Source organism: Streptomyces sp. NBC_00316 (assembly GCF_036158715.1).
GTDB lineage: Bacteria > Actinomycetota > Actinomycetes > Streptomycetales > Streptomycetaceae > Streptomyces.
On the sequence record NZ_CP108023.1, the window covers coordinates 6,252,310 to 6,270,835 of the forward strand.

18 protein-coding genes are annotated in these 18,526 nt (G+C 70.8%); 6 read left to right on the plus strand and 12 right to left on the minus strand.

Annotated features, from left to right (window positions below; translation table 11 throughout):
- Window positions 1-109: 109 nt before the first annotated feature.
- From OG878_RS27815 to OG878_RS27825, 3 genes are all read right to left on the minus strand, one after another.
- Entirely contained in the window at window positions 110-1,264 is a 1,155-nt protein-coding gene (locus tag OG878_RS27815; protein WP_328889307.1) for a serine hydrolase domain-containing protein, read from the minus strand.
- Window positions 1,265-1,460: 196 nt separating this feature from the next.
- Entirely contained in the window at window positions 1,461-1,709 is a 249-nt protein-coding gene (locus OG878_RS27820; protein WP_328889308.1) for a hypothetical protein, read from the minus strand.
- A gap of 84 nt (window positions 1,710-1,793) precedes the next feature.
- On the minus strand, window positions 1,794-2,054 hold the full coding sequence (locus tag OG878_RS27825; protein ID WP_328889309.1) for a helix-turn-helix domain-containing protein: 261 nt from the start codon (window positions 2,052-2,054) through the stop codon (window positions 1,794-1,796).
- A 125-nt stretch (window positions 2,055-2,179) separates the two neighbouring features.
- Between OG878_RS27825 and OG878_RS27830 the strand changes: the two genes are divergently transcribed.
- The gene (locus tag OG878_RS27830; RefSeq protein ID WP_443049272.1) at window positions 2,180-2,914 is read left to right on the plus strand and encodes a ScbA/BarX family gamma-butyrolactone biosynthesis protein; all 735 of its coding nucleotides are present in this window, start codon (window positions 2,180-2,182) and stop codon (window positions 2,912-2,914) included.
- Window positions 2,911-3,243 (plus strand): hypothetical protein, encoded by a 333-nt coding sequence (locus OG878_RS27835; protein ID WP_328889310.1) that lies wholly within the window; start codon window positions 2,911-2,913, stop codon window positions 3,241-3,243. Before OG878_RS27830 ends, OG878_RS27835 begins: the two co-directional genes overlap by 4 nt.
- Window positions 3,244-3,255: 12 nt before the next feature.
- Here OG878_RS27835 and OG878_RS27840 read toward each other — a convergent pair whose 3' ends face one another.
- Window positions 3,256-4,134 (minus strand): PhzF family phenazine biosynthesis protein, encoded by an 879-nt coding sequence (locus tag OG878_RS27840; protein ID WP_328889311.1) that lies wholly within the window; start codon window positions 4,132-4,134, stop codon window positions 3,256-3,258.
- A gap of 111 nt (window positions 4,135-4,245) precedes the next feature.
- On the minus strand, window positions 4,246-5,019 hold the full coding sequence (locus OG878_RS27845; RefSeq protein WP_328889312.1) for an SDR family oxidoreductase: 774 nt from the start codon (window positions 5,017-5,019) through the stop codon (window positions 4,246-4,248).
- Between the two features lie 298 nt (window positions 5,020-5,317).
- Here OG878_RS27845 and OG878_RS27850 point away from each other — a divergent pair, with 298 nt between their 5' ends.
- Window positions 5,318-6,946 carry an alkaline phosphatase D family protein gene (locus tag OG878_RS27850; protein WP_328889313.1) on the plus strand — a complete coding sequence of 543 codons (1,629 nt, stop codon included), beginning with the start codon at window positions 5,318-5,320 and terminating at the stop codon, window positions 6,944-6,946.
- An 18-nt stretch (window positions 6,947-6,964) separates the two neighbouring features.
- Here the strand turns inward: OG878_RS27850 and OG878_RS27855 are convergent, their stop codons facing one another.
- Window positions 6,965-7,966: a Gfo/Idh/MocA family protein gene (locus tag OG878_RS27855; RefSeq protein WP_328889314.1), complete on the minus strand. Its 1,002-nt coding sequence runs from the start codon at window positions 7,964-7,966 to the stop codon at window positions 6,965-6,967.
- Window positions 7,967-8,043: 77 nt separating this feature from the next.
- Between OG878_RS27855 and OG878_RS27860 the strand changes: the two genes are divergently transcribed.
- The gene (locus tag OG878_RS27860) at window positions 8,044-9,357 is read left to right on the plus strand and encodes a multidrug effflux MFS transporter (protein ID WP_328891403.1); all 1,314 of its coding nucleotides are present in this window, start codon (window positions 8,044-8,046) and stop codon (window positions 9,355-9,357) included.
- A 104-nt stretch (window positions 9,358-9,461) separates the two neighbouring features.
- Here OG878_RS27860 and OG878_RS27865 read toward each other — a convergent pair whose 3' ends face one another.
- Window positions 9,462-10,796, minus strand: coding sequence for a hypothetical protein (locus OG878_RS27865; protein WP_328891404.1), 1,335 nt, complete (start codon window positions 10,794-10,796; stop codon window positions 9,462-9,464).
- Window positions 10,797-11,000: 204 nt separating this feature from the next.
- Here OG878_RS27865 and OG878_RS27870 point away from each other — a divergent pair, with 204 nt between their 5' ends.
- On the plus strand, window positions 11,001-11,996 hold the full coding sequence (locus OG878_RS27870) for a small ribosomal subunit Rsm22 family protein (protein ID WP_328889315.1): 996 nt from the start codon (window positions 11,001-11,003) through the stop codon (window positions 11,994-11,996).
- 10 nt (window positions 11,997-12,006) lie between these two features.
- Here the strand turns inward: OG878_RS27870 and ddaH are convergent, their stop codons facing one another.
- On the minus strand, window positions 12,007-12,879 hold the full coding sequence (gene ddaH / locus OG878_RS27875) for a dimethylargininase (RefSeq protein ID WP_356116220.1): 873 nt from the start codon (window positions 12,877-12,879) through the stop codon (window positions 12,007-12,009).
- 343 nt (window positions 12,880-13,222) lie between these two features.
- Here ddaH and OG878_RS27880 point away from each other — a divergent pair, with 343 nt between their 5' ends.
- Window positions 13,223-13,969: a bifunctional DNA primase/polymerase gene (locus tag OG878_RS27880; RefSeq protein WP_328889316.1), complete on the plus strand. Its 747-nt coding sequence runs from the start codon at window positions 13,223-13,225 to the stop codon at window positions 13,967-13,969.
- 167 nt (window positions 13,970-14,136) lie between these two features.
- Here the strand turns inward: OG878_RS27880 and OG878_RS27885 are convergent, their stop codons facing one another.
- Genes OG878_RS27885 through efeO form a run of 4 tightly spaced genes read right to left on the minus strand, consistent with a single transcriptional unit; the run spans window position 14,137 to window position 18,463 of the window.
- Window positions 14,137-15,072, minus strand: a complete 936-nt coding sequence (locus OG878_RS27885; RefSeq protein ID WP_328889317.1) for a hypothetical protein — start codon at window positions 15,070-15,072, stop codon at window positions 14,137-14,139.
- Window positions 15,005-15,973, minus strand: a complete 969-nt coding sequence (efeU, locus tag OG878_RS27890) for an iron uptake transporter permease EfeU (protein WP_328889318.1) — start codon at window positions 15,971-15,973, stop codon at window positions 15,005-15,007. Before efeU ends, OG878_RS27885 begins: the two co-directional genes overlap by 68 nt.
- A gap of 34 nt (window positions 15,974-16,007) precedes the next feature.
- A complete protein-coding gene (efeB, locus tag OG878_RS27895; protein WP_328889319.1) occupies window positions 16,008-17,306 on the minus strand; it encodes an iron uptake transporter deferrochelatase/peroxidase subunit in 1,299 nt (432 codons plus the stop codon).
- A gap of 20 nt (window positions 17,307-17,326) precedes the next feature.
- A complete protein-coding gene (gene efeO / locus OG878_RS27900; protein WP_328889320.1) occupies window positions 17,327-18,463 on the minus strand; it encodes an iron uptake system protein EfeO in 1,137 nt (378 codons plus the stop codon).
- Between the last annotated feature and the right edge of the window lie 63 nt (window positions 18,464-18,526).

Below are 18,526 nucleotides of genomic sequence, written 5' to 3' on the forward strand. Positions count from 1 at the left end.
CGTGGGGATTCCGAGAGCTCGCTGCGGTGCCCGCGATCGTAGTCGCTTGCTGTTCAGGTTCCGGTTGCCGCCCTGTCGTGACGGGGACACGGGTGTTCGGTAGGCGACATCAGTGCGATGCTTCCGCCGCGTACCGCCAGAAGTCCCGCATGGGCGCAGGTGGCGTCGGGCCGGTCATTTCCAGCTGGCTCAGCATGATCGCGACCGTGCCGGTGGACGGGACGATGTGCGCCGTCGTTCCCGTGCCGCCGATCCAGCCGTAGCGGCCCGGCACGTTCCACGGGTCGACGGCCGCGACATCGACGGAGCCGCCGAAGCCCCAGCCCTGGCCCTCGAGGAACAGCCGGCTCGCCTCGCGTTGGGCCGCGGTCAGATGGTCGGAGGTCATGCGGCGCACCGATGCGGGCGACAGCAGCGGGCGTCCGCCGGCCGTGCCGTCCGCGAGCATCATCCGGGCGAAGGCCAGCCAGTCGTCGACGGTCGAGACCAGGCCGCCCCCGCCGGACGCGAACGCGGGCATGCTGGTCCACTGGCCGTCGGGGGAGTCCACCAGCCGGATACCGCCGTTCGGGTCGATGCGGTAGAGGCTCGTGAAGCGGCCCAGAGCGGCGGTCGGCACCATGAATCCGGTGTCCTTCATGCCCAGCGGCTCGAACAGCCGCTCGGCCAGGAACTCGGGCAGCGAGCGGCCCGAGACCCGCGCGATCAGTACACCCTGGATGTCCGAGCACGTGTTGTACAGCCAGGCCTCGCCCGGATGGTTCAGCAGGGGGATACGGGACAGCTTCGCCATCCACTCGTCGGGCGGCGGGACGTCCGCCGGTTCCGGTCCCTGTTTCAGCTCGCTGAACAGCGGTGCGACCCCCGGCAGCGTGAAGTCGGACGGATAGCCATAGCCGGCACGGAAGGTCAGCAGGTCGAACACGGTGAGGGGCCGGGCGGCCGGGACCACGTCGTCGAGCGGACCGGACGGCCTACGGAGCACCTTCGGCGACGCCAGCTCCGGCAGCCACCGGTCGATCCGGTCGTCCAGAGCGATCCGGCCGTCCTCGACCAGCATCATGACCGCCGCGGCGACAATCGGCTTGGTCATCGAAGCGATACGGAAGATCGAGTCCCGCGCCATCGGGACGGTGCCTTCGGCATCGGCCGAGCCGGTTGCCTGCACCTCCACCCGGTCGCCGCGGGCCACCAGGCCCACTGCTCCCGGCACTGGCCCTTTGCTGACGTGTGCGTGCAGGATCTCGTGCAGATCGGTCGTCATCGGTCCACCCTCTCGATCGGTGCGGTCAGAAGGAGGACTTCCGCCGTCCCACGGAATCATCGGGCCGAAGCCGCCGATTCCGCCTGATCGGCCCTCCGGAGGATGCCGCAGGTCCGTACCCGCAGAAGGTGCGGGCGGGTGTCATGTGAAGACCATCCGGTACGGTCCCGGTCTCGAACGGACCGGTTCCGGGTGGTCAGCGGGTGGAGCCGGCCTCGCTCGGTATGTTTTCGAGGGAGAGGAGCAGCCGCTCGCCCCGGTCCTCGGCCATGTCGAGCGTGGCCAGCACGGCGGGTGTCGAGATGCTCGGCAGGAGGTAGTGCAGCAGTACGGAGATCCGGCGCCCCAGGCCCTCGCGCCTGCACAGAACCTGGGACATCACCTGAATCCCGGAGAACGAACCCACCAGCAGCTCGGCGGTCCAGCGGGGGTGGACGTGCGGCAACAGCTCGCCCTGACCCTTCGCGGCGGTCAGCAGATGCTCGAGCCGGTCTATCCAGGCCCGAAACGGGGTGCCCCGGTCGAGACCCTAGACGGCCTGGTCCATCGCCGGGCCCGCACTGGCCCTGACCAGGGTCTCATGGCGGAGCCGGTAGGCGAGCAACCTGCCCTGGTCCACCAGTTCCTGAAACATCGTCAGCTGTGGTGGCAGAGGGACGCTGTCCGGCTGGACGTCCATCATGCCGAGCGCCGGCTCCTCCTTCGAGTTGAAGTGGAAGTACAGCGCACCCTTGGTCACCCCGGCCCGCGCGAGGCGAGTCGAACCATGAAGTTCCCCCCAAGGAGCCATGGATCGAGTACCGAGCCGCGATCGCGCGCCCAGGCGGACCGACACCCAGTTCTCGGTCTCGGCCCGCCGGCCGCGCGCACCGCTTCTTCGCGCCCGTCCGGGGCGGTCACCAGGATCCGCTGCTGATCGCGGAGACCATGCGGCAGACGACGATGCTGCTGGGCCACGCGGAGTTCGGCGTGCCGGTCGGGGACCAGTTCGTGATGTGGGAGCTGGGGTACGCGGCCCCGCCCGAGCGCCTCTGGCTGAGTGAGGGGTTCGAGGAGCGCGCGGAACCCTGGGACATCACCGTCGATGTCTCCTGCTCCCGGATCAAGCGCCGCGGCCGGGGTCTCGGCTCCATGGAGCTCGACCTGCTGGTGCATCGCAGCGGCAGCCGGATCTCGGCCGGCGGCGGGCGGATCAGCTGTATGCCCGCCAGGGTGTACCAACGGCTGCGCGGGGACCGGCAGTCCGTCATCGGCGTCCCCGTTCCGCTCCTTCCGGCCGTCGCACCGCGCACGGCCGGCCGGACCGCGGAGCGGGACGTCGTGCTGTCGCCGACGGCCCGCGAGGGCATGTGGGAGCTGCGGCTCGACGCCGGGCATCCGGCCCTGTTCGGCCGGCCCAACGACCATGTGCCGGGGATCCTGTTGCTGGAGGCGGTCCGGCAGGCCGCCCATGTCATCGATCCCGGTCACGTCTTCCTCCGGTACGTCGAAATCGACCGCCCTTGCTGGGTCGAGGCGCGGACCGCCCCGTCGGACGATCGGTCGACGACCGGGGTGGAGGTCCGGGCCGTCCAGGACGGCGAGACGGCCTTCATCAGCACGTTCGAATCCCCGGCCCGCGCCGAAGAGAACCAGGACGAACGGCCATGACGGCGCCACGCATTCTCATCAGCGGCGCGACCGGCTTCATCGGCAGCCATGTCGTTGCCGCAGCGCGTCACGTCCCCGGCGTCCGCCTGCGCCTGATGCCCCACCGGACCGCGCTCACCGAAGCTCCGGGCACCGGCGCCGGGATCGGCGCCGCCCGTGCCCGGCTGGCAGAGGTCCCGTACGCCCTGCACCACCTCGACATGCTTGCGGTGGACCACTGGTTCGCCGACGAGCGGGTCTGGCAGGACGCCGACTGCGAGCCGGGCGCGGGCTTCGCCACCACCTTTGCCCGGCACGCCTCCCGGCACCGGCAGTTCCTGGGGCGGTAGGCGTCCGCCCGGTCACTCGGCCGCCGGGATCCGCGTCCCCGTCCCGCTCACCCGCACGCGCGCGTCGCCCGGGCGCAGCTCGACCGTGAGCGTGCCGGGGCGGCCCATGTCCTCGCCCTGGTGGAGAGTGACGACCGCGGCGTCCGGGACCAGGGACCGTTCGCGCAGGTACGCCCCGAAGGCGGCGGCCGCGGCGCCCGTCGCCGGGTCCTCGACCACGCCGCCGACCGGGAACGGGTCGCGGACATGGAAGACGGACTGCGACTCGCGCCACACCAGCTGGACCGTGGTCAGGTCGAGCCGGTGCATCAGCGCTTCGAGCCGTGCGAAGTCGTAGTCGAGGTCGGCGAGCCGCTCCCGGCTTCCGGCGGCCAGCACCAGATGGCGATTGCCCGCATAGGCGATGCGGGGCGGCAGGGCCGGGTCCAGGTCGGCGTCCGGCCAGTCCAGGGCGGCCAGCGCCTCGGCCAGGTCGTCCGGGGCGATGTCCGTGACGTGCGGTTCGACGCTCGTCAGAGTGACACGGAGCTCGGCGCCGTCCCGGGTGACGGTGACGGGGACCGTACCCGCCCGCGTGGTGAGGACCAGATCGCCGGGGCCGTTGCGCTCGCCCAGGGCGATGGCCGTTGCGACGGTCGCATGCCCGCAGAACGGAACCTCGGCCTTCGGGCTGAAGTAGCGGATCGTGTAGCCACGACCGGTCGATCCGTCCGTCGCGCCCGGCCCGGTCAGGAACGCCGACTCGCTGTAGCCGAGCTCCGCCGCGATGGCGAGCATCGCCGCGTCGTCGAGACCGGAGGCGTCGAGGACGACACCTGCCGGATTGCCGCCCTCGGGGTCGCCGGAGAACGCGGTGTAGCGCAGGACTTCGGCCTCTGGAATCCGGTTCATGTCGCAGCACAACCGGTCCGTGGTCCGGGGCATTCCCGCTCGCGGGACCGGCATCCCGAACCACGGCAACCGGCCCCGGGCCAGGGGTGGTTCGATGGGGCCTGCGGGTCGTCAGCCGCGGCCCACGTACGGCATCGTCGTCGCCAGGACCGTCGCGAACTGCACGTTCGCCTCCAACGGCAGCTCCGCCATGTGCAGCACCGTCCGGGCCACGTCCGCCGCCGCCATCACCGGCTCCGCCGCCAGTTCACCGTTGGCCTGGAGGATGCCGGTCTGCATCCGCTCGGTCATCTCCGTCGCCGCGTTGCCGATGTCGATCTGACCGCAGGCGATCCGGTACGGACGGCCGTCCAGCGACAGCGACTTCGTCAGCCCCGTCATGGCGTGCTTGGTCGCCGTGTATGCGACCGAGTGGGGGCGCGGCGCATGGGCGGAGATCGAACCGTTGTTGATGATCCGGCCGCCCTGCGGGTCCTGCTCCTTCATCTGCCGGTACGCGGCCTGCGCACACAGGAACGCCCCTGTGAGATTCACGTCCACCACGGTGTGCCAGTCGTCGTACGACAGGTCCTCGACCGGGACGGAGCGGGGGCCGAACGTGCCCGCGTTGTTGAACAGCAGGTCGACCCGGCCGGTCCACTCCCTCACGGAGGAGAAGAGCGCCGTCACCTCCTCGGGGCGGGAGACATCGGCGGGGACGGTGATCACCCGGGCGTGCCCGCCGGCCAGTTCCGCGGTCTCGGCGAGCGGTTCGGTGCGGCGGCCCGTGAGCGCCACCGACCAGCCGGCGCCGGTCAGGGCGAGAGCCACCGCGCGGCCGATCCCGGAACCCGCGCCCGTGACGACGGCGGTCCTCGCGCCGGAGTTCAACCGTTCGTTGCTCATGACGCCGCAGCGTATACGCCTCTGCGGCGTCAAGGCCCTGGCAGGTAGGCCGGTTCGGGGCCCTGCGGGACGGCCGGTCTCCCGCGGGTGATTCCTCGACCGGTCGTCGGCGGTTCCCGCACCGCCGGACCGGCCGGTGATGATCATGATGGCCGCGCCTGCGCGCGTTTCGTCCCCCGAGGGTCATTACCGCCGCACTCATCATCCGCGCGACGCCTTTGCGATGCGAACACGACAGCCGTTCGACGCGCTGGACCGGTGGACTCCCCCCATACACCACCAGTCAGGGGAGGGACAGATGACGCACTCATCTCACCACCAGGAGATGCGCGCCGCCGCACAGCACGTCGGCCGCCGCCGCTTTCTCACCGTCACCGGCGCCGCCGCCGCGCTCGCCTTCTCGGTCAACCTGCCGGCCGCGGGCGCCGCGAGCGCCGCCGAGCTGGATGCCGGGACGATCGGCGAGGACCCGTTCACCCTCGGCGTCGCCTCCGGCGACCCGCTGCCCGACTCCGTCCTGCTGTGGACGAGGCTCGCCCCCCGTCCGTACGAGCCGGACAGCGGGCTGCCGAACGCCCGCTTCCAGGTTCGCTGGGAGCTCGCCCGCGACGAGCACTTCTCCCGGATCGTCCGGCGCGGAACGGCCACCGCCCACCCGGAGTTCGACCACAGCGTCCACGTCGAGGTGAAGGGCCTCGACTCCGACCGCGTCCTCTACTACCGGTTCCGCGCCGGGAAGTGGGTCAGCGGGACCGGCCGGACCCGCACCGCCCCCGCCGGGCACGCCGGCAACAGCGCGCTGAGCCTCGCCGCCGTCTCCTGTCAGGCCTACCACGACGGATACTTCACCGCGTACAAGCACCTCGCCCAGGAGGACGTCGACGTCGTCTTCCACCTCGGGGACTACCTCTACGAATACGCCGTGACCGCGGCCGGTGGAGCCCGCAACTACACCGACCGCACGCTCCCCGCCCACTTCAACCGGGAGACGGTCACGCTGGAGGACTACCGGCTGCGGTACGCCCTCTACAAGTCCGACCCCGACCTGCGTGCCGCGCATGCCGCGCACCCCTTCGTCGTCACCTGGGACGACCACGAGACCGAGAACAACTACGCGGGGGACACCCCGGAGAACGACGTCCCGCCGGAGGAGTTCCTCCTGCGGCGCGCCGCAGCGTACCGCGCGTACTGGGAGAACCAGCCGCTGCGCACCCCGCAGCGGCCGACCGGACCGGACATGAAGCTCTACCGGCGCCTGCAGTTCGGCCGGCTCGCCCAGTTCGACATCCTCGACACCCGCCAGTACCGCAGCGACCAGGCGTACGGGGACGGCTGGCAGAAGCCGGGACCCGAGTCCGAGGACCCGGCGCGCACCCTGACCGGTGCCGCGCAGGAGCGCTGGCTGCTCGACGGCTGGAAGGCCTCACGGGCCACCTGGAACGTCGTGCCGCAGCAGGTCACCTTCGCCCAGCGGCGCGACGTGCCGACCGACGCCTTCAAGCTGTCCATGGATGCCTGGGACGGCTACCCGGCCTCCCGCGACCGGATCCTGAAGGGCGCGGAGGCCGCCGGGATCGACAACCTGATGGTGCTGACCGGCGACGTCCACGTCGCCTACGGCTTCGACCTGAAGAAGGACTTCAACGACCCGTCGTCCCGCACGCTGGGCACGGAGATCGTCGCCACGTCGATCTCGAGCGGCAAGGACGGATCCGACAAGCCGGCCAGCTGGAACAACCAGATGCAGGCCAACCCGCACATGAAGTTCTACAACGGCCGGCGTGGATACACCGTCGTCACGCTGGGCCGGAAGGAGGCGCGCGCCGACTACCGCACGGTGCCGGCCGTCACGACGCCCGGAGCGCCCGTCGCGACGGCCGGATCGTTCGTCACCGAGGTGGGCAACCAGGGCCTCACGCCTGCGTAACGGCGGACCGGACCCCGGTCAGCCGATGTCGTCGGCCGGGTAGCGGACGCCGATGCGGTCCCGTACCGCATCGAGCGTCCGCATCACCGCCAGCGAACCGTCCAGCGGTACCAGCGGGGACTCCGTCTCGCCCGCCAGCAGCGCCCGCACCACCTCGGCCTGTTCGAACTGCATACCGCGCAGCCCGTCGCCCGCGCCCCCTGCGGTGAACTCCTCCGGGTCGTGTCCCTCCCGGTGCAGCACGAACCGCTCCGGATGGAAGAAGCCGCGCGGGAAGTCGATCCGCCCGCGGGTGCCCGTGACCGAGGCGGTCTGCGGGGTGTCCGCGACGACGGAGCAGCTGAGCAGAGCCGTGGCGCCCGACTCCCAGCCCAGCAGCATGCCGGTGTTCAGATCGACGCCCTCCGGGGAGAGCAGCGCATCGGCCTGGATCCGGTCCGGCTCACCCAGCAGCAGCTGTGCGAACGACACCGGGTACACCCCCAGGTCCAGCAGCGCACCGCCGCCCAGTGCCGGGTTCCGCAGCCGGTGGTCCGGGCCGAACGAGCCCGCGAGCCCGAAGTCGGCCTGCACGGTGCGGATGTCGCCGATGGCGCCGTCGGCGACCAGCGAGGTCATCCGCCGGACGACCGGGTTGCAGTACGTCCACATCGCCTCCATCAGGAAGAGGCCCCGGTCCCGGGCGAGCGCCACGAGCTCCTCGGCCTCGCGGGAATTGAGCGTGAACGCCTTCTCGCACAGCACGTGCTTTCCCGCCTCCAGGCAGAGCGCGGCGGCTTCCCGGTGCGCGGAGTGCGGCGTGGCCACGTACACCACGTCGACCTCGTCGTCGGCGGCGAGCTCGGCCCAGCTGCCGTACGCCTTCGGAATCCCGAACCGTTCGGCGAACGCCTTGGCCGACGTGTCCGTGCGCGAGGCCACGGCCACCACTTCCGCACCGGGCACCGCCTGCAGATCGGCGGTGAAGGTCGCGGCGATGCCACCCGTAGCCAGCACGCCCCAACGCACGGTCCTGCTCATGCCTGCTCCCAAAAAGGTCTCGACCACTCCGGCTGAGCTGAGAGCATAGAGTCAGTTTCAACTATTTGGAGATGAGAATGCCGGAGAGCGGCGTGAGCCGAGCCCTGCACACACCCCCATCGAACGACAGGACCGGGCTCGGGCTCGGGACCGGAACAGGGCCGGCGGCCCGTCCGACCGCCACCGAGGCGGCCCGCCGCACCGGACTCCTCGTCACCCTCGTCCTCGGCGGACTCACCGCGCTCCCGCCGCTCTCCATGGACATGTACCTCCCGGCGCTGCCCGCGGTCACCGACGCCCTGCACGCCCCCGCCGCGACCGTCCAGCTCACCCTCACCGCCTGTCTCGGCGGAATGGCGCTCGGCCAGGTCGTCGTCGGACCGATGAGCGACCGCTGGGGCAGGCGCCGCCCGCTCCTGCTCGGCATGGTCGTCTACGTACTCGCCACCGCGCTCTGCGTCCTCGCACCCAGCACGGAGCTCCTCATCGGCTTCCGCCTCCTGCAGGGGCTGGCCGGTGCGGCCGGCATCGTCATCGCCCGAGCCGTGGTCCGTGACCTGTACGACGGTGTGGAGATGGCCAGGTTCTTCTCCACCCTGATGCTGATATCCGGCGTCGCACCGGTCGTCGCGCCGCTGATCGGCGGACAGGTGCTGCGGTTCACGGACTGGCGCGGCATCTTCGCCGTCCTCACCGTCGTGGGCATCCTGCTCACCCTGGTCGTCTGGAAGTGGCTGCACGAGACGCTGGAGCCGGAGGACCGCCACACCGGCGGGGTCGGCGACGCGTTGCGCACCATGCGCGGACTGCTCGGCGACCGGGTCTTCACCGGCTACATGATCGCGGGCAGCCTCGCCTTCGCCGCCCTCTTCGCCTACGTCAGTGCCTCCCCGTTCGTCGTCCAGGAGATCTACGGCGCCTCGCCGCAGACCTTCGGCCTGCTCTTCGGCGTCAACTCGATCGGCCTGATCACCGTCGGTCAGATCAACGGCAAGGTGCTGGTCGGCCGGATCAGTCTGGACAAGGCGCTCGGCTGCGGGCTCGGGATCATCGTGCTGGCCGCGACCGCGCTGCTGCTGATGACGTCCGGGGTGTTCGGCGATGTCGGTCTGGTGCCGGTCGCCGCCGGCCTCTTCGTCCTGATGTCGGCGATGGGGCTCGCGATGCCCAACACCAACGCCCAGGCCCTGATGCGTACCAAGCACGCGGCGGGCTCGGCCTCGGCGCTGCTCGGTACGTCGTCGTTCCTGATCGGCGCCGTCGCCTCACCGCTCGTCGGGATCGCGGGGGAGGCGACCGCGGTACCGATGGCGGTCGTCCAGCTGGTGTGCTCGGTGGGTGCGATGGCGTGCTTCCTGGGCCTGTGCCGGCCCTGGCAGCGGCTGTCGTAAGGCTGCGGGCACCGCTCAACGGCCGGAGCACCGCTCACGGTGCCGACCGCTCGCAGGCATGAGCAGTGCTCACGGTCGGCACCGCTCAGCGGTATGAGCAGTGCTCACGGACGGGCGCGCGGGTAGCCGAGCAGGTGCAGCCGGTCCAGCTCGTCCGTCCACCGGAACACCCCGACGCCCGCAGCGGCCTCCGAGGCCGGCAGCCGCACGTTCGCGGGCAGCGCTTCAGGCACCCCGCTGGTGACCTCGACCTGGGCCGGCCGGCCGTGGCCGGCCAGGACGTCCGCCGCGTTGCGCGCGGGCGTCGCCCCGTACGCGATGCCCTCGTCCGTCACGGAGACCAGGGTCAGCGGCTTCGAGCCGTCCGTCGCCTCCAGACAGAACCCCTTCTTCGTCTCCAGGTCGAAGGCGAGGTTCCCGGCCACCAGAAACGTCCCCGAGGGCGACATGACGGCCTGCGGGTACTGGCCCGGCTTGATCGCCACCTTGTGGCACTCCACCGCCGCCACCGCCTTTCCCGTCCCCGCGTCGTGCACCGCCCACAGGTCATGGGTCGCCGCCTGCTTCTGGCCCTTCGCGAGCTGCCACTTCGCCAGCACCCAGCCGGGCGCCACGGACGTCGGGATCCCGCTGAAGCGGTCGGTGCCCTTCGGGGCGACGTTCCGGCTGAACCAGCCGCCCTCTACCCAGAACTCCCGCGCCCCGCTGACCAGCAGGCCCTTCCCGGTCAGCCCGAACACCTCGGTGAGCTGCCGGCAGGACGGGCAGCCCTTCGGGTACGTGAGCGCCGACGGGGCGATCTTCGAGATCCGGCCGCTCTCCGGGTCGACCAGCACGCTGTTGGTACGGCCGTCGCTGATCAGGATCGCCGGGCCGGTGGTGTCGACGGTCGGCGCGGAGTTCCACGGCACCTCGATGCGCTGCCGGGAGCCGTCCGTCGCGTTGTACACGTCGAGGGAGACGATCGTGTCGGCCGGGGTCAGCGCGTTCACACCGACCTTTCCGTACGCCCACGTGACGAAGTACTCCACGTCGTCCTTGGCGGCCAGGAGCAGTTTCGGGAAGTGCGTCGAGGCCGGCGGCCGCCAGGCCGCGCCCTTCCAGCCGGCCTTCCCGGTCTCCGAGTCGATGGTCTCCAGCCGGTACTGGTTGTCGGAGACACGCAGCAGATAGGCGAGGCGCCCCGTCGTCCGGGAGATCGCGTAGTCGGGCGAGGTGTTGATGAGCTCCCAGCCGCGCGTGGTCGTGTACGCGGGGGGAACGGTGAGCTGCGTGTCCGGACCCGTGCCCGTCGCCGCCGGCTTCTTCGGCGTGGTGTCGCCCTTGCCCGCGCCGCCCTTGTCCCCGTCGCCCCCGGCGCCGCAGGTGGCCGGCAGAAGCAGCAGGGCGAGCACCAGCACACCCGCGACCAGAGTCAGGCGCACGATCTTCTGCCGCATGGTCCCCTCGATGAGCATTCCCGACCTCACGTGAGCCTCCCCCGACCTCGCGCGGTCAGCGTAGCAACTGGCCAACGGGGCCGGTCAGTTCGGATCTTCGTCCGTCCGGCTGTGATCCCGGGGCGGGGGACGGGGCGCCGGACGGGCGGCAGCGGGCGGAGAACGGCCGGGGAACAGCCACTCGTATCCGCCTACAATTCGTCGGTGAACGTCACCCTCCCCACCGCGGAAGCACTGCGCGCGGCGCTGGCCGGACTCCTCGACGGACTGCCGCCCAAGCAGACAGCACAGGCCGTCGACCGGCTCATCGCCAATTACCGGGGGACCACCCCGACCGACGCCCCGGTGCTCCGTGACCGCTCGGACGTCGCCGCGTATGCCGCGTACCGGATGCCCGCGACCTTCGAGGCGGTACGGTCCGCCCTCGCCGCCCTGCGCGAGGCGGCCCCGGAGTGGGCACCCGTCACCCACACCGACATCGGCGGCGGCACCGGCGCGGCGAGCTGGGCCGTCGCCGGGGCCTGGGAGGGACATCGCACGACGGTCCTGGACTGGGCCGAGCCCGCCCTCGCCCTGGGCCGGGAACTGGCCGGTGCCTCCGGCATCGAGGCCCTGCGCACCGCCGACTGGCGGCGGGCCAGGATCGGCGCCGGGCTGGAGCTCGCCCCCGCGGACCTGGTGACCGTCAGCTACGTCCTGGGGGAGCTCACGGCGGACGTCCGCACCGGCCTCGTCGACACGGCCGCGGCCGCCGCGCAGGCCGTGGTGATCGTCGAGCCCGGTACCCCGGACGGGTACGCCCGCATCATCGAGGCCCGCGACCGGCTGATCGCCGCCGGGCTCTCGGTCGCTGCTCCGTGCCCGCACAGCGAGGCGTGCCCCATCGAGCCGGGCACCGACTGGTGCCACTTCTCGGCCCGGGTCAGCCGCTCCTCGCTGCACCGGCAGGTGAAGGGCGGATCGCTGCCGTACGAGGACGAGAAGTTCAGTTACGTTGTGGCGACCCGCTTCGCCACCGAGCCGGTGACCGCGAGGGTCACCCGCAAGCCGCAGATCCGCAAGGGACAGGTGCTGCTGGACCTGTGCACCCGCGACGAGGCGCTGCAGCGCGCCACGGTCACCAAGCGGCACGGCGAGCTGTACCGGGCCGCCCGGGACATCGCATGGGGCGACGCCTGGCCGCCCCCCGCCGACGACTGACGTCAGGGTCCTAGCAGCGCAGCTCCTGGGTGCAGCACTTCACGCTGCCGCCGCCCTTGAGCAGCTCGCTCAGGTCCATCGGGACCGGTTCGAAGCCGCGCGCCCGCAGCGGGTCGAAGAGGCCCGTGGCGCCCTGCGGCACCAGCACATGGAGCCCGTCACTGACCGCGTTCAGTCCGAACGCCGCCGCGTCGGCCTCCTCGGCCATCAGCGCGTCGGGAAAGAGCCGCCGCAGCACGGAGCGGCTGCCCGGCGAGAAGGCGCCCGGGTAGTACATGAGCTCGTCGCCCGCCTCGTCGAGCACACACAGCGCCGTGTCCAGGTGGTAGTAGCGCGGGTCCACCAGATCGAGCCCGATCACCGGCCGCCCGAAGAACTCCTGCGCCTCGTCGTGCGAGAGCGGACTGGACCGGAAACCGCGCCCGGCGAGGAGATACGACGAGGTGACCGCGAAATCGCCCTCACCCTCGTTGACGTGGGCCGGCTCATGGATCTCGGTGAAGCCGTGGTCCCGGAACCAGTCCCGGTGCGCCGCGGCCTCGGCGTACCGCTCCTCGTACGCGAACCGGGCGCCGAGCACCCGGCCGTCGATGACGGTCGCGCCGTTGGCGGCGAAGACCATGTCGGGCAGGTCGGGACGGGGGGTGAGCAGCTCGACGGTGTGGCCGAGCGCGCGGTAGCGGTCGCGCAGGTCCTCCCACTGGGCCTGGGCCAGCGGCAGATCGACCGGCTTGGTCGGGTCCATCCACGGGTTGATGGAGTACGTGACCTTGAAGTGGACCGGAGCGCACATCAGGTAGCGGCGCGCGGTCGCCCTGCGGGGCGATGCGGGTGCGGGGGTGGTCGCTTCACGAAGCGATGAGGGTGTGGCTTCACGACGCAATGGGGGCTCCTCACGGACGGCAGGGGTGGCCTGCGAACAGTCGGGGCTCGCACGGGTGTGTGCGTGAGCTCATGGTGCGCCGTGCGGGGCAACCGCGCAGTGAACCGATCGGGTGGTTCCGCAGGCTGCTCCGTGACGGCTACGGAGAGGCGCCGGGACGGTACGTACCGTCTCGCGCCGCTACCGGCCCCCACTCATGGCCCACACCTACCATTTACCGACAAATGTCGGCCGCGTGCCCAGTCCGGTGGACCGGTGCCGGCACCCCGCTTCGGAACTCTGGCCACCCGGGGCGCAGGATGGTGGGACCATGGGCAGGGGCAACGCTGAGGTAAGGGGATTGATGGGCGCCGATTTCGGCCGTTCTCGCGGCACAGAGAGCAAGTTTTCCCAATGGCTTCGCCGACGACCCAAATCGCAGCACAGCGAGGTCGACGACACCGCCCGGGAGGCGCTGCTCCTGGCTGTCGCCGAAGCCGGAATGCCGATCGCGCCCGCCGCTCACCCGATCGGCTACCGATGTTCGTGCGAACGCATCGGCTGTCCCACCCCCGCCCGGCACCCCATCTCGTTCGCCTGGCAGACGCAGTCCACCACCGACCGCGCCCAGATCGAGCGCTGGGCACGCAGCCAGTCGCAGGCCAACTTCATCACCGCCACCGGCATGATCCACGACGTCCTCGACGTGCCGCTGGCCGCGGGCAACCAGGCCCTGGAGCGGCTCCTCGCCGCGGACATCGACGTCGGCCCGGTGGCCGTCTCCGGCGACGACCGGATGCTCTTCTTCACCGCCACCCGGGGCACCCCCGAGGACGAGGACGAGTGGTGGCCCTGCGAGCTGGACTGCCACCCCGAGACCATGGACGAGCATCCGGGACTGCGCTGGCACTGCCGCGGGAGCTACGTACTCCTGCCGCCCGCGATGCTCCCCGGTGAGCTGGACGTGCACTGGGTCCGCGGCCCGGAGAACCCGCTGCCGGACCCGCTGACCCTGCTGGAGACGCTTACCGACGCCTGCGCGCAGTATGCCGACACAGTGGGCCGGAGCGACCTCGACCACGACTCGGTGAGCTGGCCGCTCAGCCGCTGAGGCCCGGGCGGCCAAGAGCTGTCCCCGGTGGATCCGCGCGCGGCGTCGGATGTGGTGCATCGCACGGCGGAGGGACGTCCTCGTACGGGGTGCATTCGGGCGTTGCGGCAACGCGGCGGGGTGCCTCAGCAGTCGTCGTGCGCCCGCCAGGGATGACGGGAGAGCCCTCAGGAACCCTTCGCCGCCGTGAGCCCCGGCAGCCGGTTCAGCACGATCACCTTGCCGTCGTTCCCGGCGCCCTTCTTCGGGACGTACACCAGCTGGCTGGAGACCCGCTCCTTGGTGAGGGTGCTCTTCACCTCACCGGTCAGCAGCGCCTGCACATCCGCGTTGACCGCCGGGCGCAGCCCCTTCGCCGCGGTCTGCTGCTCGAAGTGCTTGCTGCTGAAGAAGACCAGCGCCCCGCCGTCCTCCGTCTCCAGGCCGAGCGGATCGAATGTACCGCCGTCCAGCGGCTGGTCGATGAACTGGAACGAGAAGCCGGCCCGCCGGGTGTTGCTGCGCTGGTACCGCCAGGCCGAGGTGGCGACGCCGGGAGCGAACACGTCCGGCGTGCCCTTCTGCAGGTACTGCGTGTACTGCGTGCTCAAGTCCCCGGGCGCCACGGTCAGTTCCGCACTGTCCGCGGAGACCGGCCGGGCCCGCCCGCCGCCGTCCTTCGCGAACGCGGGCATCTGGGCCGGGGCCACGACCGCGAGATACGACGCCTTCCAGACCGCGTCGGGACCGGTCCGGACGAAGGCGATCAGCCAGCTGGTGTCCTGCTTCCCGCTGTCCTGGTCGCGGTTGGAGTCGGTTTCGGCGAGGAACCAGCGCGGCCAGCCGGCCTTCTTCGGGATGAAGTACGTGGCGTCGGTCAGCTCCAGCGGCACGTGGTTCGCGTTGCCGTCGGGGTGGTTCTTCTGCCGCGCCCGCAACCCGGCCTGGTTGATCGCACCGAGCGAACCGGTGACCCGGTCCGCGTCCAGCGCCGGATCGTAGGCCTTGTCCGCCGCGTTGTACGCGGTGGTGAAGTCCGCAAGGGCCTTCGCGGCCTCAGACTTCGTCGCTGCCGGAACGACTTCCAGCTCGCCGTGCACCGTCACGCACCCGCTCGCCGTCATGCTCAGCACTGTCGCTGCCGCGAGCCCCGTCGCCAGCCGAATCGGCCTCAGGCTTCTCATCCGCTTTCTGCGCCTTCTGATCCGTCGCCCCCACTGACCGTCCGAACCCTACCGGGGCGAGGAACAGCGCGAGCGTGGGGATCAGATACAGCGCCCACACCGTGACCTGAAGAACGGTCGGATCGGGCTGGAAGTTGAAGGTGCCCTTCAGCAGCGTGCCGTACCAGCTGTCCGGCGGGATCGTGGCGCTGATGTCGAACGCCCGGTTCTGCAGGCCCCCGAGGAACTCGGCCTCCTGGAGGTCGTGCACGCCGTACGCGAGCACGCCCGCCGCGACGACCACCAGCATGCCGCCGGTCCAGGTGAAGAACTTCGCCAGGTTGATCTTCAGCGCGCCGCGGTAGAACAGCCAGCCCAGTACCACGGCCGTGGCGATCCCGAGCAGCGCACCGATCATCGGGTGCCAGCCGTCGTCCGCGGCGTGCACCGCACGCCAGACGAACAGCGAGGTCTCCAGTCCTTCCCGGCCGACGGCGAGGAGAGCCGTCGCGACCAGCGCGCCGGTGCCCATCGCGAGCGCCGCGTCGAGCTTGCCGTGCAGCTCCTTCTTCAGATGCCGCGCGGTGCGCCGCATCCAGAACACCATCCAGGTGACCAGGCCGACGGAGACGATCGACAGCGAACCGCCCAGCGCCTCCTGCGCCTTGAACGTCATCTCCTGCGAGCCGAATTCGAGACCCGCGCCGAAGGCCAGGCTGACGACGACCGCGATGGAGACGCCGACCCAGATGGGCAGCAGCCTGTTCCGGTTGCCGGTCTTCACCAGATAGGCGATCAGGATGCAGACGACCAGGCTGGCCTCGAGGCCTTCGCGCAGGCCGATCAGGAAGTTGCTGAACACGTTTCGGTTCTCCTTTTTTCCGCTTCGAGTCCCGTTACGAGAACAGCGCCCGGCCCCACCAGTCGTCCTTGGAGCGGACGCCCGGCGGGACGGCGAAGTGCGCCGAACCCACGTGCTGGATGTACTCGTTGAGTGCGTCGTGTGCCGCGAGCCGGCGCTGCAGCGGAATGAACGCCTTCCGGACATCGCGCTGGTACGCGAGGAAGAACAGCCCCGCGTCGAGCCGGCCCAGGCCGTCGGTGCCGTCGGTGAAGGAGTAGCCGCGGCGCAGGATCGTCGCACCGTCGTTGCTGTCCGGGTGGGCGAGGCGCACATGGGCGGTGGGCAGCATGGCCTTCAGGAACGGCTCGTCGCGCTCCTTCGACTTGCCGACCGGGGCGCCCTCGCCCTTGTCCCGGCCGAAGACGTCCTCCTGCTCCTGGAGCCCGGTGCGGTCCCAGGTCTCGATGTGCATGCGGATGCGCCGGGCAACCAGGTACGAACCCCCGGTCATCCAGCCCGCGTGGTCCTTCTCGCCGACCCACACGTGCTTGTCGAGGGCCGCGGTGTCGGTGCCGGCGATGTTCCGGGTGCCGTCCTTGAAACCCATCATGTTCCGCGGGGTCTGGGCCTCAGGCGTCGTCGACGACGTCTTGCCGAAGCCCAACTGCGACCAGCGGATCGCCGTGCGGCCCATGCCGATCCTGGCGAGGTTGCGGATGGCGTGCACCGCGACCTGCGGGTCGTCGGCACACGCCTGGACGCACAGGTCGCCGCCGCTGCGGGCCGTGTCGAGGTTGTCACCGGGGAACTTCGGCAGATCGACGAGCGCCTCCGGGCGCCGGTCCTCGAGACCGAACCGGCCCTTGGCGAACAGCGAGGGGCCGAAGCCGATGGTGAGGGTGAGCCGGGACGGCTTGAGCCCCAGCGCCTCGCCCGTGTCGTCCGGCGGGGCTTCGGCGAGACCGCCGTACGCCCCGTCGCCGACCGCATGACCGGCCGTCATCCGCTCGGCCGCCCGCGTCCACTCCTTGAGCAGCGCGATCAGTTCGGACCGGTCCTTCGTCGTCACGTCGAAGGCGGCGAAGTGCAGCCTGTCCTGGACGGCGGTGGCGATCCCGGCCTGGTGCACGCCGTGGAACGGCACCGCGGCGCCGCTGTCCGCGGCCGGCACCGCGTCGTTCACCGTGTGAACCGCGGCGACCGCACCGCCGGCCGCGACCGCGCCGAGCGCCAGCCCGGCACCGCCCCAGCCGAGCAGTGCACGGCGCGACGGGGCGCGGTCTGTGGCTCCGGCGGCAGCGGGCTCGGCGGCTCCGCCTGCCCCGGTGGTGTTCTGGGTTTCCCCGGACATGATCGGCGTCTCCCCGTCTGCTACTTCGTCACCGCGGCGGCGAGCTGCGACAGCGGCTCGGCCAGCGCGTTGACGGCGTCCGACAGCTCCTTGCGGTCCGCCTTGCCGACCTTGTCGTACGAGGTGAACTCGTACGAGCTCTTGTCCTCGCGGTACTTGTCCAGCAGCGTGTTGAGCGCCGCGAACTGCTTGTCCAGGGTGGCGGTCAGGGCGGCGTCGTTCTTCGAGGCGATCGGCTTCAGCAGCTCGTACGACCGCTGCGCGCCTTCGACATTGGCCTTGAAGTCGATCAGGTCGGTGTGGCTGTAGCGCTCCTCCTCACCGGTGACCTTGCCGGTGGCGACCTCGTCGAGGAGCTCCTTGGCGCCGTTGGCCATCGAGGTCGGAGTGATCTCCGCCTTGCCGACCCGCTTCTGCCAGTCGACGAGGTCCTTGTACAGGACCGGGGCGAGGGCCTTCTCCTCGGCGCCGAGCTTCTTGTCCTGCCACAGCGCCTTCTCGAGGCGGTGCCAGCCGGTCCACTTCTGGCCGTCCTCCAGGCCGTCCGCGCGGACGTCGACCTTCGGGTCGATGTCACCGAAGGACTCGGCGACCGGTTCGGTGCGCTCCCAGCCGATGCGGGATTCGGCGTACGCCTTCTTCGCGGCCTCGATGTCACCCGCGGCGACGGCGTCCGTGAAGACCTTGACCTTCGGCAGCGTCTCGTCGGCCTGCGCCTGCACGTAGGTGCGGTAGCCGGCGACGGCCTTGTCCATCTCGGGGCTGCGCTCGGCCACGGTGCCGCCGGTGACCTCGATGTTCTGCCGGAAGCCGGCGCCCTTCATGCCGGGCTTGCAGACGACGTCGTAGGAACCGGCCTTGACCTCGGCGGTGATGGTGGCCTTGGTGCCGGGGCCGATGTTCTCGCGCTCGGCGACGATGCGGTCGTCCGGGAAGAGGACGTAGACCTCGGTGACCTTGGAGCCCTCGTTCGCCACGGCCAGTTCGATGTGGCCGGCCGGGAGCTTCTTCTTCGACACCGCGCAGGAGTCGTCCTTCGCGGTGACCGTCACCGCGCCGTCGCCTTTGCCGTCGCTCTTCTCGGCGCAACCCGTGACGGCGGTCAGAGCTGCCACGGTGGCGACAGCGGTGGCGACGGAGAAACGAATGGCTCGCATGCGGGCTCCACAAAGGCTGAAGAAAGAGGAAACAGAGGCCGGACAAGTGCAGGTGAGGCGGAC